This is a genomic window from uncultured Gimesia sp. (assembly GCF_937910335.1).
In the GTDB taxonomy this organism is placed as follows: domain Bacteria; phylum Planctomycetota; class Planctomycetia; order Planctomycetales; family Planctomycetaceae; genus Gimesia.
Window position 1 is genome coordinate 1 of record NZ_CALEMX010000601.1, and the last position, 15,470, is coordinate 15,470.

Below are 15,470 nucleotides of genomic sequence, written 5' to 3' on the forward strand. Positions count from 1 at the left end.
GCTACCCAACGCATTCGTGTATCAGTATCCTCATAGAAAGTTTACTTAAGTTCGTAAAAGTTTGCCGGCCTGGAAAATGATATTTTTGAGACCGTGCCCTGATAAACCATTTTTTGCTCGAAATTTTTGATTCAAAGTATTATTACTAGATGCTATGGCTGAGATAGAAGAAGAACAACCTGATCAATTGCTACAAGGTTCTCCTACGTTGCAGGCGGAGCGTGTGGTATTTACCGGAACGCTTGCCTCAATGACACACCAGCGTGCCTGGGAGTTCGTGGAATTACATGGGGGTCAGGCTGCGCAGCATGTGAGTCGGCAGACGACACTTCTGGTAGTGGGGGAAGAGGGTTGGCCTCTTGAGGCTGATGGTTCTCCTTCGGTGAATTTAACTCAGGCACAAGAGTTAATTGCTGAGGGAGTTCTGATTCAGATCATTAAGGAATCGGACTGGCTGGCGTTGATTGAATTGCGCGATCCGGGTGCGATTGGGGGTCAGCTTTTTACACCGGCGATGTTGACCGAAATGTTGAATGTTCCGGTTAGTACCATTCGTCGCTGGGAACGTCAGGGTTTGATCAAGCCGGTTCGCAAGATTTTTCGTCTGCCCTATTTTTCATTTCAGGAAGTGGCGAGTGTTCGACGCCTTTCTGCATTACTTGAATCGGGTGTGAATCCGCGGGAACTGGAAAACAGTCTGCAGCATCTGGGGAAATTCTTTAACGAAGTCGATACGCCACTTTCTCAATTGACGCTGCTATCGCAGGATGCGCAAGTGTTATTGAAAGATGATCGGGGTTTGATTGATCCGCGTCATGGGCAACGGGTCTTTGATTTCGGGACGGAAGAAACCGCAGTGCCTGAATTGGCGGATGAAGAATCGTTCGCGGGAACGATCGAATTTACGGAACATCTGAAATCATCGGAGTCTGAAGACCGCAGTTCGGACGAATGGTTTCATGAAGGCTGCCGTTTCCTGGATGCGGGCGAAGCAAAGGCGGCGATTGAAGCGTTTCGATTGGCATTGCTGGGGCAACCAGATATGCCCGAGGGACATTTACATCTTGCGGAGGCCCTGTATCTGAGTGGAAATACGGAGGGTGCTCTTGAACGCTATTATGCGGCTGTGGAATGGGATCATGATTATATCGAAGCCTGGACGCAGTTAGGGTGCTTGCATAATGAGTTGGGGGATGCAGAGTCGGCGTTGCATGCATTTGAAATCGCGCTGCAAGTGCATCCTGATTTTCCTGATGCGCATTTACATATCGCCGAAGTGCTGAATCAGATGAATCGAGTGGAGGAAGCGGTTCCGCATTGGAAGGTTTATCTGGACTTTGATGAACTGGGGCCGTGGGCCGATTTGGCACGACAGCGGTTGCAGGAATATGATGACGATCAGGTTGAACTTCAGTTTCCTTAGATCTTTCAGTCCTAAATTACGGAAGTTGTTGACCGTGATTCGAATGAAATTGCTCTTTTCTTCGCTGCGCCTCTCCTTATCATTGTTGCTCGGATCTTTCTCAAAATAACTTGCTTCCCGAACGTGTTGAAGTTATGTTGTTATTTTGACACCAAAATAAAACTAATGCAGATTGGAAAATACTCCCGATGAAAATTGAACGCATCGAAACCGTGGTGTGTCATGCCCGCATGCGAAACTGGGTGTTTGTGAAAGTGATCACAGATCAGCCCGGTTTGTTTGGCTGGGGAGAGGCAACACTGGAATGGCATACTCGGGGAATCGTGGGGACGATTGAGGATTTGTCTCAATTGTTCATTGGTGAAGATCCGCGTCGCGTTGAGCATCTCTGGCAGATGATGTGGCGACAACATTTCTGGCATGGAAGTGGTGTGACGCGATCAACGGCAATTTCCGGAATTGATCTGGCGTTATGGGATATTCTGGGAAAAATTCACGGGGTGCCCTGTCATCAACTTTGGGGAGGTCCGGTTCGGGATTACATTCGATTGTATTGTCATCTGGGAGGTGGCAATATGGAATCGTTTTATCAGACTTCGACAGACAACGCGGCTCAATTTGCAGATCTGGCTTTACAGGCGGTGGCTGACGGATTCACTGCCTTCAAATCGATGGCGGTTCCGCCGACGATGCCTCTTGAAGGTTTGAAACCGATTAAAGCAGCCGATGATTGTGTGGCCGCGATGCGGGAAGCTGTGGGAGATGATATCGATATCATGGTGGACTGTCATGCCCGCCCTTCACCGGCGATGGGAATGCAGTTTGCTCAGGCGCTGGACCCTTATGGATTATATTTCTTCGAAGAACCGTGCTGGCCGGAATCGATTGAGAGTCTGGCGAAGATCAATGCAGCTGTGACGACGCCGATTGCAACTGGCGAGCGATTAACACATCTGGCTGCCTTTCGCGATTTGTTTGAAAAACGGGGCTGTGAGATTTGCCAACTCGATTTGACTCACTGTGGTGGATTCACGGAAGCGCGGCGGATTGCGGCTCTGGCTGATGCGTATCGGATCTCACTGGCACCTCATAATCCACAAGGCCCTGTCAGTACAGCGGCTTCACTGGAGTTTGGTTTTTCTCAACCGAGTTATATCATTTGTGAATCGGTGCATGATGATGTTCCCTGGAGACAGGATGTTGTTGAAGAAGGGTTTGTGATTGATTCTGCAACGCGCACGGTCAAGCCGAATCAGAAGCCGGGGCTGGGTATTTCGATCAATGAAGCAGAGGTTAAAAAACATCCGTTTGAGCAGGAAACTGTGCAACGAGTGTTTTATCAGGATGGTGCGGTGGGGGATTGGTAAGCTGGTTGCATGATATTTGTGATATCAGACTTCATCCCCTGATTTGAAGTGACACACAGAGTCTTTCGTAAAACTGGAATTCGCATGAGTGAACAACGATTACAGGCAGCAACGCAGTCGGCGTTTCAAGGACAGATTGGAGTGGCGACGGTTGATATTACGCCGCCTGTGGGGATCTATGCTCGCAACTGGGGCGCTGCCAAGCATGACGTGGCTGATTCGATACATCGTCGTTTGACTTTGAATGCATTGGTAATGTCTGCGGACGATGCAGAGAAGCCTGTTATTTTTCTCGATGCTGACTTGGGCTGGTGGCGTTCTCTTTTAATGTTCAATCGGTTTCAGTCACGACTTCTACAAGAGTTAGGGTTAACGGAAACGGATTTAATTTTTGGTTTAAGTCATACCCACGCCTCACCACCACTGACTGATCCCGATCCCGATTTACCGGACAGTGAGTCATTGGCGGAATATCTGGAAACGGTTTATCAGGCTTGTGTCGTTGTGGTGAATGCAGCGCGGGAGAATGCTTCGGAAGCGGTTCTGGAATGGAAAACGGGGCGTTGTCAGTTGGCATCCATGCGGGATCTACCTGATCCTTCGACTGAAACGGATCGAATCATCTGTGGCTGGAATCCTGAAGAGCCTGCTGACGATACATTGGTTGTGGGACGGATTACCGATGTGGATGGAAATCTCAAAGCGGTGATTGTGAATTATGCCTGTCATCCGACGACGATGGCCTGGGATAATACCGCGATTTCCCCCGATTATCCGGGCGCGATGCGGGATACGATTTCTGAAGCGCTCGGGGTCCCTGCTCTGTTTATGCAAGGCGCCTCTGGCGATCTTTCTCCGCGGTATCAGTATGTGGGTGATACGGAAGTTGCTGATCGACATGGTCGTCAACTGGCTTATGCGGCGCTGGCGACGTTGGAAGATATGGAGCCTGTGGGGACATGTCTGGAGTATCAGGGGGTAATGGAATCGGGGGCGCCACTGGCGGTATGGCGGCATGTTGAAGTGAAGCCGAGTGGTTTGTTGGACGCATTGAAGTCAAAAGTAACGTTGCCCTTAAAGGATTGGCCTTCGGCTGAAGAACTGGAATTGCAGCGACAAGCATGTTCCGATCGTGCTTTGGAAGAGCGCTTGCGACGTCGACGGAATATTCGTCGTGGGATTGGGGATGGAGAGACTCTGGCGGTACCGATCTGGGTCTGGCGAATGGGAGAGACGATTCTGGTGGGCAGTCCCACGGAAGCGTATTCGATTTTGCAAAAGGAGTTGCGGCGACGATTTCCGGAACGCACGATTGTTTGTTTGAATCTGATTAATGGAACCACCGGTTACTTAGCGCCGGCTGAATTGTACGATCTGGATCTCTATCAGGTGTGGCAGACTCCCTTCGAGCGGGGAGGTCTGGAGATTATGATTGAAGGGATGGCAGACGCGATAGCGCAAATCATCGAAGCATAAACATTGCTGCTGTGGTCGGGGCTGTTAAATCTCATACATTTACACACATCAAGAGACAAAAGGGCCAACGAGATGTCGAAATTGATACAGGGTGTGTTGCCTGTTTTGCATACTCCTTTACAGTCAGACGAGACGATTGATCGTGAATCGTTGCAACGGGAAATCGACTGGTGTTATGAACTGGGTGTAGATGGTGTGTGCGGTGCGATGGTATCTGAAGTGTTACGTTTAACATTTGAGGAACGGTTGGAACTGACTCGTCTGATGTCTGAGATTTCGGATGGACGCGGTGTGGTGATTTCCAGTGTGGGCGCTGAGAGTACACGTCAGGCGCTGGCATTTGCACATCATTCAGCGGATGTGGGCTGCGATGCTATTATGGCGATTCCGCCTGTGATGACGGCGCTTCCGGAATCGGCGTTGTGGGATTATTTCTCTGCGCTCGCAGAACAATGTCATCTGCCTTTGATCGTTCAGGATGCGTCTTCTTATGTCGGGCGAGAAATTTCGATTGAGTTTTATCGAAAACTGCTGGATCAGTTTGGTCCCGAAAAAATTCTTTTCAAGCCGGAGGCGGCTCCCATTGGTCCCAACCTGTCTGTGTTACGTGATGCGACTGAAGGACGGGCCCGCATCTTTGACGGTTCCGGAGGGGTTTTGCTGGTCGATGCGTTTCGTCGGGGAATTAGTGGGACGATGCCGGGCGTCGATTTGCTGGATGGGATCACGGGATTGTGGCGCGCGCTTCAGGCCGGCGATGAAGCCGCCATTTACAGGATTTATTTTCCGATCTGTGCGATTGTGGCTTTGCAGTTACAGGCGGGATTGGATGGGTTTCTGGCGATTGAGAAATATTTGTTAGTCAAACGCGGCATCTTTACATCGGAGCAGCGCTGCACGCCTCATTCCTGGGATCTGGATGACGAAACGAAGGCGGAAGTGGATCGGTTATTCGAATTATTAATGCAGTCTTTATAACACGCTGAATGGAGTCGTCTCTCCGAGGAGAATAGTTCGTGACCGAATCGGAACATCAAACGCAGGCTGAGCCGAGCACATTAAACGGGAATTCGGTGGATGAACGGCCAACTCATGCACGCTATCTGGTGATGGTGTTTTTGTGTTTGATTGCCGCGATTGCTTATATCAGCCGGAATGCGATTTCGGTTCCTGCAGATCTGATTCAGAAAGAACTAGGTATCAACTCTCTCCAGATGGGCTGGGTACTGAGTGCTTTTTTCTGGAGTTATGCTTTGTCTCAAGTTCCCAGCGGTTGGATTGGCCATATCTGGGGAACACGACGTGCGTTGACTGTGTTTGCCATTTTGTGGTCGATTGCGACGGCGCTTACCGGTGTTGTAATCGGCTTCTGGACTCTGATTGGGGCACGGCTTATTTTTGGAGTCGCGCAGGCAGGTATTTTTCCTTGTGCTGCAAATACGCTTTCGAAATGGATACCGGAATCACGGCGTGGTTTTGCGAGTGGTCTTTTGGGAAGTTTTATGTCGATTGGCAGTGCCGTGGGAAGTTTTGTGATCGGTGTGCTGCTGGTTGGTTTTGAGTATTTTGGTTGGACTATTATTCCTGCGATTCCCTGGCGGGAGTGTATGGTGATTTTTGCAGTGCCGGGAGTTTTGTGGGCGGTATGGTTTTATGGCTGGTTTCGGGATCGACCGGAAAATCACTCAGGAGTGAATGCGGCTGAATTGCAATTGATTCATGGGCATTCAAAGTCCTTATCCGAACCGACCAAGGTAGAAGATTCCTCTGCAGTGGAACCGGGAGAACCGACACCCTGGGGGAAAATACTGACGAGTTTTTCGATGTGGATGATTTGCGGACAGCAATTTTTTCGAGCCGCTGGTTATATTTTTTATGTAACCTGGTTTCCGCGCTATCTGCAGGAAACACGGGGAATCAAATTGTCAACTTCGGGCATCTTAGCGAGTTTGCCTTTGCTGTCATTTGTAGTGGGAACCGCTTTGGGTGGCGCCACAGTGGATTGGGTCTTACAACGAACTCAAAGCCGTCGCTGGAGTCGGCAGGGCGTTGCGGTGACTGCGATGCTGGGGTGTGCGGTTTGTACTCTGTGTGCTTATTTTATCCAAGATATGAAGTTGGCGATGGCGTTGATTTCGGTGAGTACTTTTTTTGCAGGACTTGGTGGATCGTGTGGTTATACCGTTACGATTGATAAAGGGGGCCAACACGTCGCGCCGATTTTCGGAATGATGAATATGGCGGGGAATCTGGGGGCGGCCTTATTGCCTGTGATCGTAGGCGCCTTATTTCATGCGAAAATTTATGCCCCTGTGTTGGTCTTGATCGCGGGGATTTATGTTGCAGCCGCACTTTGTTGGGTGTTTCTGAATCCCAACGGAACGATTTTTGAGGAAGCGGATTCTGTGAGATCGTCTTGAACGAATACCTGAGTGAATACAGCAAAACGGAGTTTAATTCAAACTCCAGTAGATGACGTAGCCTCCTACCACGATGGTATAGCAAAACGTACAGACGAGCATTGTTGTGAGAAACTTCCCTGCTTTGGCGTCTTCCGTGGTCATGGATTCGATTTCTACATCTGTATAAGGCAATAATTGATCTGCCTGTGGCGCGGAAGCGGCATCTGAATCATTCATAGTAATAATTTCGCTTTAAGTTGAAGTTAGAATATCTTGATTATTTTTCGAGGAGTTCCTGTAACAAGTTACTGGATGGATAAGGATGGCCGCAATGTTGGACGAAGGCTTCGCCGTAAGCAACGCCGATTTCTTTTCCGCGGGCTGCAGACCAGCGTTCGGCTCCTTCCATATATTCGTCGAGGCCATGCTGTTTTCTGAGCCAGGCCCGCTGACTTTCGTGGCAGGCCAGCATTTTCATTTTGAGTTCGAATGTTTCTGAGATATCGAGAATGAATTGTGGTTTGATCGGATTGCCGAAATAGTCACAACCTTCGATGGGATCAACATAATAGAGATGAGGAATTTTTTCGGTGGGAGTCGCGGGTTGATATTGATGGGTCGTGTAATTCGGAGCGGAAGCGCCGAAACAAGCATCTCTGACGAGTCGACTGGTCATTTCATGATCGCTCATGTAATCGACGGGAGGTGCTGTGAGAACGATATCCGGACGGGCTTTGCGAATTGCTTCGGTGACGCGTTGTCGGGAATCCTGATCGACGACAATGGACAAGTCTCGAAATTCGAGACACATACAATCGGCTCCCAACAGGTCGGCTGCTTTTTGTGCTTCGGCGCGGCGGACATTGGCGATTTCGACCGGTCCCATTTCCGCACTTCCGCAATCGCCGGCGGTCATTGTGGCAACGGTGATATGGCATCCCAGATTTTTTAAACGGGCTAATGTGCCTGCACATTGAATTTCAATATCATCCGGATGGGCGTGAATCGCGAGAATTCGTAGTGATTCTGGCTGATTAACCATGAAAATTTCTCTCTCTGTCGAATTAGGTCTAATAGATACTGGCCTGCGTTTCGTCTCATCAGTTATAATAAAGATTCATAAAAAAATCACGCACACCGGGTCTACTGTTCGTGTGATTACATTAACTGGCTGGTTTAACTCAGTGGAATCGAATCTAGATGATCGCGATTTTGAGAGTGAGTCAGTCCGCTTTATTCTTGCTTAACAGGTTAAAAACGTCTGATGGCTATTGATACCGCACGTAACGTTCATGTTACTCCGAAATCCAAATTTGTGAGACATACGAAAGTCCCTACTTTGATTTTCGAAACGTCTTCCGAGTTGGCAAAGTACGTTGCCTCCGTGGTAGCTGATTTAGTTCGTTCCAAAAATGAATCAAAAAAGCCCACCATTTTGGGATTACCTACAGGATCGACGCCCTTGGGCGTGTATCGCGAGTTGATTCGTCTGCATAACGAAGAGGGGCTCGATTTTTCCAATGTGGTTACGTTCAATCTGGATGAATACTGGCCGATGGATCCGACTTCGATTCATAGCTATCACAAATTCATGTGGGAGAATTTTTTTGATCATGTGAACATCAAGCCAGAAAATATTCATATTCCCCGAGGCGATATTGCTGCTGAAGATGTGGATGCTTTCTGCGAGGAGTATGAACGAAGTATTGAGCAGTTTGGTGGTCTGGATTTGCAATTACTGGGAATTGGCCGTTCGGGGCATATTGGTTTTAACGAACCGGGAAGCGCGCGGAATAGTTTAACTCGGCTGGTGAATCTCGATCCTGTGACGCGACGCGATGCAGCCAGTGGTTTTTTCGGCGAAGACAATGTTCCACATCATGCGATTACGATGGGTGTGGGCAGTATTTTAGCGGCGAAAAAAATAATCATTATGGCATTGGGCGAACATAAAGCCTCTGTTGTCAAGCGTGCTGCAGAACAGGAAGTGACCGACGAAGTTTCTGCGAGTTTTTTACAGACTCATACGAATTCTCTGTTTGCCGTTGATAGTGCAGCGGCTGCTGAGTTGACGGCAGTGAAAACTCCCTGGATTGTAGGGAATATTGAATGGACGACTCAACTTGCGAAAAAAGCAGTGATCTGGCTTGCTGAGCAGGTAGAAAAACCTCTATTGAAGTTGGAAACGGAAGATTTTCTTCACAATCATCTGCACCAGTTGATTCATAAATACGGTTCTGTTGCACAAATTCGTCAGCGTGTATTTGATGAATTACTGGATGGAATCTGTACGAAACCTGCGGGTACTGATCCCCAGAAAGTAATCGTTTTCAGCCCGCATCCGGATGATGATGTGATTTCGATGGGCGGCACGCTGATTACCCTGGCGGATCAGGGTCATGAAGTTTATATCGCTTACATGACGAGTGGAAACATTGCTGTTTTCGATCATGATGCATTGCGTCACATCGATTTTGTATTGGAATTTCATAAGCTGTTCCATGCTGAAGACGAAGCCGTTTTGACACACTTAGCGAGTCTCAAAGAAAGTATTGAAAATAAGAATGCGGGAGATCTTGATACTGCAGAGATGTTGGGTGTGAAAGGTTTGATCAGAAAGACCGAGGCTACAGCCGGTGCGGAAGTCGCCGGTGTTTCCAAAGAGTGTATCCGATTTCTAGATCTGCCTTTCTATCGCACCGGTCAGGTTTCAAAAAAACCAATTGGTGATGAGGATATCGAAATTGTCGCCGACCTGCTGCGAGATATTAATCCGCAACAAATTTATGTGGCGGGTGACCTTTCTGACCCGCATGGAACACACCGGGTTTGTGCAGAGGCGATTATTAATGCTGTAGATGTTGTCGCCAGCGAAGGCATCGCTCCCGAGTTCTGGATGTATCGCGGTGCCTGGGAAGAGTATGATCCGCACGAAATCGAACGGGCTGTCCCTCTCAGTCCTGAGGTGGTTCTCAAAAAACGCGAAGCCATTTTCAAGCACGAGTCACAAAAGGACAGTGCCTTTTATCCTGGTAGTGACAAACGGGAATTCTGGGTGCGAGCGGAAGATCGAACTCGTAATACCGCAAAGGTTTACAATCAATTAGGCTTGCCGGAGTATTTCGCCATAGAAGCCTTTAAGCTGTATCATGGCGATCTTTGAGGGTTCGGGAGAGTTAACAAACAATGATAATTCTGACCTCATTCCATGCTGCTTCGAAAAACCTTTCTGAAATCGCGGCCCAGATTGTAATTTTTTCCAGCTTCGTATTGCCATAATTGTGGATTTTGGCATAAAACTCGTCAGTTAAAGTGCTTTGGATAGTATTTTGCTGAGGGAATGGCAGAGTTCCATCTTAGAATATTCGCTTCCTCGGTTTTTTCAGATAGTAACAGACTCTCAAAGGAAGGAGAGCAAAAGGCCATGAGGCATCGACATGAAATCATCGTAGCTATAGCGGGTTTGCTATTGTTGGCTCAGTTTGGTTGTGGTGACGGAAATTCTTCTGCAACACAATCGACGGGTAAACAGGTCGACGGAAAGTTAGATGGGGCGGGTGGTGATTCTCAACAGACCGCATTACCGACGGCATCAATCTCTCCGGTTTCTCAGTCCAGTCAAGCAACAAAAAGCCAGGTTGGTGTAATTAAGACTGCCAGTTTGCAGCGCGAGCAACTCGATATGGATGATCTGGATAATGGATCCAGTTCTCTGGCTAATGAAGAAGTTAAAATTGAGAAACTGAAAGCTGATTCTGCAGAGTGGAAAGTGCGAGAGATCACTCGACTGCGAGTTCAGGCACTTCCTAAGACTGAGGATGTCGACGATCTGAAAAAATTTCGCGCTGAACGAAATAAGAAAATCATTCAGTTGGCAATGGAGGCGGTCAAACAAACTCATGCTGATAAAGAAAAACAGCGTTTGTTTACCGTAGGTGTTCGTCATCTGCTGGATGCGCATCTCCAATTGGCTCTACAGGGAGATCAGGAAAGTATCGATGCTTTATATGATCATTCAGAATCGCTATTTAAACGCGATCCCCATTCACTGGCTGCTGCCGATGCCGGATATACAGTAGCTAAATTTTCTAATACGAGTGCACAACAATATGCGATGCAGGAACCGCGGTGGATTGAAGAGTTTGTTAAGCAGTCCCGCTTATTTGCATCACGATTTCCTAAGGAAACGATTCGCGCACCGCAACTGTTGCAGGCTGCTGCTCAAACCTGTCAATTATACGGTTTGAATAAACAGGCCCTTGCCTGCTGTCTAGATCTGGAACTCAAGTATCCTAATAGTAGCGAGGCCGCTCAGGTTGCTGGACTTACGCGGCGTTTGAGATTGAAAGGCCAACCTCTGCAGCTAGCGGGAGAAACGATTGAAGGTGGATTTGTTTCGATTGATGATTACAAAGGGAGCGTGGTGCTGGTCGTTTTCTGGGCCACAACTGCCAAGCCTTTTATTGAACAACTGCCTGAGATTCAGTCACTATCAAAAAAATACCGTAAGTACGGGTTTGAGATTGTGGGTGTGAATCTGGATGAAGACGAACCTGCCATTGATGCATTTCAGGAAAAAACATCACTCGATTGGAGGCAAATATTTTATTCTGCCCGCGATAAACGGGGCTGGAATAATCCTGCAGCAGTTTACTATGGGGTTCGCACGGTACCAACATTGATGTTAGTTGATCATTCAGGTGTGACAGAAATCGTTACATCTGATGCTAAAAAACTGGAAGAGCCGTTGCGGGCATTGCTGCGAAAGAAGACGGCGGCAAACGGGAAATAGTAGAATGATTTCCAGCTAATTCATAAAAACTCCGAAGGTTTGTCCTCAATCTTCGGGGTTTTTTTATTTAATAGACGAGTATTTGTGTTTGACTGAGTTAAGCAGAAATCAGGGGAGAGATGTGGCTGGTTGGAATTTCTGAAGTCGCTCGCCTACTACTTTACTATCTGGCATTAATGTTCCCATGACGGATGCTAAAGCGGTATTTAATTTGGGATCTTTAGCGGTCTGGTATGCCTGGCGAATTGCAGTGATTTGCTCGGAATCAATGAGCAATCCAAATTTCTGAATGTGAAACGCTAACTGCAGCGCGGCAATTTCTTTGACATCGGACTCAAACACTTTGTTAGTGACGACTTTTGCCAGATCCGATTGAGCTGAGCGAGTAGGAATGCCACCTAGGGTGATCAATGCGTTGGAAGCCAAACTTCGATTGGGAACCAGTTGCAGCAAAGGTTTTTCAACCGGGGTCAGGTCGTAAATTTTGCTTCTTTGACTGGATGCAATATGGGAAAGCCAATACAAGGCGGCAGTGCGATATTCTGTTCGCAGATCACCTGTCAGCTGAGGAGTTTTCAAGCTCTGGAGGAAAGGTGTAACTTGTCTTTCGACGTCTTCCGTGTTTTCCGTCTCAACAATATAGTGAACCAGGGGGTAATGCCGGGTAGAATATTCTATTTTATTTTGCAGTCGGAGCGGACCATAAATCAGAATCGGGATATTTGCTGTTCGAGAATCGGCTCTTAGATTGGCGATGGTCTGGGAAAGTCCCCATCGCATAATGTTGAATTGCAAAGCAATAAATTCGACATCCATTCGTTCTGTCGCTGCTTTGAATCCTGCTTTACCGGTTTGAACCGGTTGCGTCAGATATCCCAGTTCGTTAAACACGCCCGCCATCGATTGTGCACGTGGGACACTGGAATCAACGACGATTGCCGCCTGAGATCCTTCACCTAGTAATGAACGGGAAAGAATTGAAATCACTCGTGTTGCACCGGGGAACGGTTTTACAGGATCAAGCTGCATGATGGTTGTTGCTGCAGAAAATTGAACGCGGCGGTCAGGATAATTCAAAGCGGCGATAACGGAAGAGTGTTTATCGAGTTGCTCGTAAAGTAACGTCCGCGAGCCAATTTGCCCCAAAGCTTTCAAGGCAGCAATGGCACTGGGAGTGTGACCCTGCTTCATGGCCAAAGCGAGAACCCGACTTACTGCCTTTGGTCCTGACAGCAGCGCCAGGTTAAATGCCGTCCCCTGTCCTTCCGGGAGTGGATTGTTCCAGCCTGCATAATAGGCATCCATGGCGAGAGCCATTGCCAGATAGAGTGTCTGGACATCTTGACGATCGGGTGACATTTCAAGTGCTTCTTTGGCGAGTCTCAGGCCTCCAATCAAATTGATTTCCTGAGTTGGAAGTTCTTTTTGAACAATTGTCTGTTCTTTTAAATCCCAGGTCCAGATTTTCTGTTTCTCTGATTTATCTTCATGAGTCTGGTAAAGGTGCAGAGCTGCGTTTATCAATTGCAATTGCGCATTGTGGGGGTTGAGTTCTTTGACTTTGCGTGGGTTTGTCTTATAAATTTTTTCCAGCGCCATGCGGGCTGCTCGTTGAACACTTTGTGGTTGGCTTTGCGAGAACGCCGGATTCCAGAGATAAAGTGTGGCTGACGGATCTCCAATATCGCCCAAAACGTCTGCAGCAATTTTTCGGATCTTTTCCGTCGGGGAACGGAGCGCGGCAATTAAAGGTTGAACAACTGGTGCCCCTAATTGAGTCAGTGCAAATGCCAGCTCATCATTCATACCGGGGTCATCGTTTGTACTCAATTTCCTGAGAATGGGAGGTGCAACAATTTCACCTGCCGATTTCAGTTCAATGATGGCAATATTACGCTTTGTGGAAGAACCTGCTAGATCATTGATTAAACCATCAATGCGGGCAGGGTCTGTGGCATAAGCACGAAATGCGGTTTCCATTTTTTTAAGCAGCGTGATGGATTCCGGTTGCAGAGTTTTGTTATTAGCCAATCCAAGAAACGCGGCCGGGCCATGTTTATCGCGGAGTTTCAAAACTGTTTCATTGTCAATATTTGCTTTAATGAGTTGCTCAAGATATGGCTTGGCGGAAGCAGCTTGACCCAGGTCTGTCAGTTGGATTACGGCCTGCAACAATTGTTCTGGAGTCTCGGGTTTGGATAACAGCAAGTCGTTAGCAGAAAGATTTAACAGGGAATTGGATTCTTGAATTTTCGGCGGTATTTTATCTTGTGCCCAGGCGCGTGTTGGCGTGCTAATGGCAAAGAGAAATACCAGCGCAAAAATTGCCAGGATCCGATTGTTTAAAGACATTCAGTCGACTCCGTGTCGTCTTGGTTGTCGGCTATTCAGTTAGGACTATCTTCTGACAGACCGGACCGTTCTTGTCCCGCCTATCCTATAGATAGAATATCTCTCAATGAAATTGATAGAAACAGTCTTAATATACTATTCTTATCACCTTGCCCAAAACAACAGAATTCAATTAATTCGTTTCAAGTCTTTGCAGAAATACAGTGCAAGGTATTCGAATGGACATATTCTCTAAAGTCGTTCCCGTATCAATTATCATCGTTTTTTACAGAGAGAACCGGTCAATCGAACAAAGCGGATAGCCATATCTTTCCAGCTCTCAATGCATTAAAGCTGGCACGAACTCGATAATTGTTATAACCCTACCTTTGAGGACTGGCCTTCTGAACATGGGATGTGCCGGGATTGCTTAACTGTATTTGAGTTAGGATTGTTCTAAGGCGATCAGTTCCTCATAGGTCTCGCGCCTGCGAATTACCTGATAATTACTGCCATCCACGAGGACTTCTGCGCTGCGAGGTCGGGCATTGTAATTACTGCTCATGACAGAGCCGTATGCACCGGCGCTAAATGTACAGAGATAGTCTCCCCGTTTCATGGGCGGCAGATAGCGATCTTTGGCGAAATAATCGCAGGATTCACAGACGGGGCCCACAACATCAGCAGGCTCACAGCCTTCGATTTCCCCTTCGCAATCAAAGGGAAGAGGAACTTCTGGTTTCACTGGCCAGACCCGATGATACGAGTCATACATTGCGGGACGAATGAGATCTGTCATACCACCATCCTGAATATAGAACAGTTTCCCCCCTTCCCGTTTGGTGAAAACAATCTGGCTGATTAAAACACCGGAATTTCCGGCGATAAAGCGTCCTGGTTCTAATGCCAGACGGCAGCCAATTTCTTTGATTGTGGGTACAATGACATCTGCGTAAGTCTGGGCAGAAGGTCCTTCATCGGTTTTGTAACTGATTCCAAATCCGCCTCCGAGATTCAACCAATTGGTGTTATGTCCTTTTTCACGCAGTTGCCTGATGACTTCTGCCCCTTTGATTACCGCCTTGGCATAAGGGTCGGTTGAAAGAATGGGAGAGCCTAGATGCATATGAATTCCAGTGAGTTCGAGCCTTTCATCTTTCAGGACTTTGTCGGCCAATTCTGTGGCCCGTTCGATGTCCATGCCAAATTTGTTACCCTTTTTTCCGGTGGTGGTTTTGTGATGGGTTTTTGCATCGATGTCGGGATTCAGACGCAACGCAACCCGGCCGATACATCCTAGTTCCCGGGCATTGAAGGCGATGGCGTCGAGCTCGGCTTCACTTTCTACATCGAACATTAAGATATCCGCTTTCAATGCCTGGCGGATCTCTTCGTCAGTTTTTCCGACTCCGGCGAATACCACGCGTGAAGTATCGGCCCCGGCCTGCTGAACGCGAAATAATTCTCCCCCTGAAACGACATCAAAGCTGCTGCCGGCATCATTCATCGTTTTGAGCAGGCTCAAATTTCCGTTGGCTTTGACGGAATAACAGATCACTGGATCTACATCTGCAAATGCATCCTGAATTTCTTTCAGGCGACCTAGAAAAGCTGATTTTGAATAGACCCAAAGCGGAGTGCCATATTTTTCTGCCAATTGGGTGACAGAAACATTTTCA

11 protein-coding genes are annotated in these 15,470 nt (G+C 47.7%); 7 read left to right on the plus strand and 4 right to left on the minus strand.

The genetic code is table 11. The features are described 5' to 3' along the window. Window positions 1-154: 154 nt before the first annotated feature. The 5 genes from Q0668_RS24530 (at window position 155) to Q0668_RS24550 (ending at window position 6,686) form a co-directional block, all read left to right on the plus strand. On the plus strand, window positions 155-1,423 hold the full coding sequence (locus Q0668_RS24530) for a tetratricopeptide repeat protein (protein WP_298869188.1): 1,269 nt from the start codon (window positions 155-157) through the stop codon (window positions 1,421-1,423). A gap of 188 nt (window positions 1,424-1,611) precedes the next feature. Further along, complete coding sequence (locus tag Q0668_RS24535) at window positions 1,612-2,790, plus strand: enolase C-terminal domain-like protein (RefSeq protein ID WP_298869189.1); 1,179 nt, start codon at window positions 1,612-1,614, stop codon at window positions 2,788-2,790. An 84-nt stretch (window positions 2,791-2,874) separates the two neighbouring features. Next, a complete protein-coding gene (locus tag Q0668_RS24540) occupies window positions 2,875-4,266 on the plus strand; it encodes an alkaline ceramidase (protein ID WP_298869190.1) in 1,392 nt (463 codons plus the stop codon). Between the two features lie 72 nt (window positions 4,267-4,338). Beyond that, entirely contained in the window at window positions 4,339-5,244 is a 906-nt protein-coding gene (locus tag Q0668_RS24545; RefSeq protein WP_298869191.1) for a dihydrodipicolinate synthase family protein, read from the plus strand. A 38-nt stretch (window positions 5,245-5,282) separates the two neighbouring features. Further along, the gene (locus Q0668_RS24550) at window positions 5,283-6,686 is read left to right on the plus strand and encodes an MFS transporter (protein WP_298869192.1); all 1,404 of its coding nucleotides are present in this window, start codon (window positions 5,283-5,285) and stop codon (window positions 6,684-6,686) included. A gap of 33 nt (window positions 6,687-6,719) precedes the next feature. Here Q0668_RS24550 and Q0668_RS24555 read toward each other — a convergent pair whose 3' ends face one another. Together Q0668_RS24555 and Q0668_RS24560 are read right to left on the minus strand one after the other, a co-directional pair. Beyond that, window positions 6,720-6,905, minus strand: coding sequence for a hypothetical protein (locus tag Q0668_RS24555; RefSeq protein ID WP_298869193.1), 186 nt, complete (start codon window positions 6,903-6,905; stop codon window positions 6,720-6,722). Window positions 6,906-6,945: 40 nt separating this feature from the next. Further along, complete coding sequence (locus tag Q0668_RS24560; RefSeq protein WP_298869194.1) at window positions 6,946-7,710, minus strand: PIG-L family deacetylase; 765 nt, start codon at window positions 7,708-7,710, stop codon at window positions 6,946-6,948. Between the two features lie 222 nt (window positions 7,711-7,932). On the opposite strand from Q0668_RS24560, the gene nagB reads away from it, so the two are divergent. After that, the gene (nagB, locus tag Q0668_RS24565) at window positions 7,933-9,831 is read left to right on the plus strand and encodes a glucosamine-6-phosphate deaminase (protein ID WP_298869195.1); all 1,899 of its coding nucleotides are present in this window, start codon (window positions 7,933-7,935) and stop codon (window positions 9,829-9,831) included. Between the two features lie 261 nt (window positions 9,832-10,092). Beyond that, entirely contained in the window at window positions 10,093-11,460 is a 1,368-nt protein-coding gene (locus tag Q0668_RS24570; RefSeq protein ID WP_298869196.1) for a TlpA disulfide reductase family protein, read from the plus strand. A gap of 108 nt (window positions 11,461-11,568) precedes the next feature. Here the strand turns inward: Q0668_RS24570 and Q0668_RS24575 are convergent, their stop codons facing one another. Beyond that, a complete protein-coding gene (locus Q0668_RS24575) occupies window positions 11,569-13,812 on the minus strand; it encodes a HEAT repeat domain-containing protein (protein WP_298869197.1) in 2,244 nt (747 codons plus the stop codon). A 424-nt stretch (window positions 13,813-14,236) separates the two neighbouring features. Further along, window positions 14,237-15,470: diaminopimelate decarboxylase (gene lysA, locus Q0668_RS24580; protein ID WP_298869198.1), on the minus strand; the 1,234-nt coding region annotated here is incomplete at its 5' end.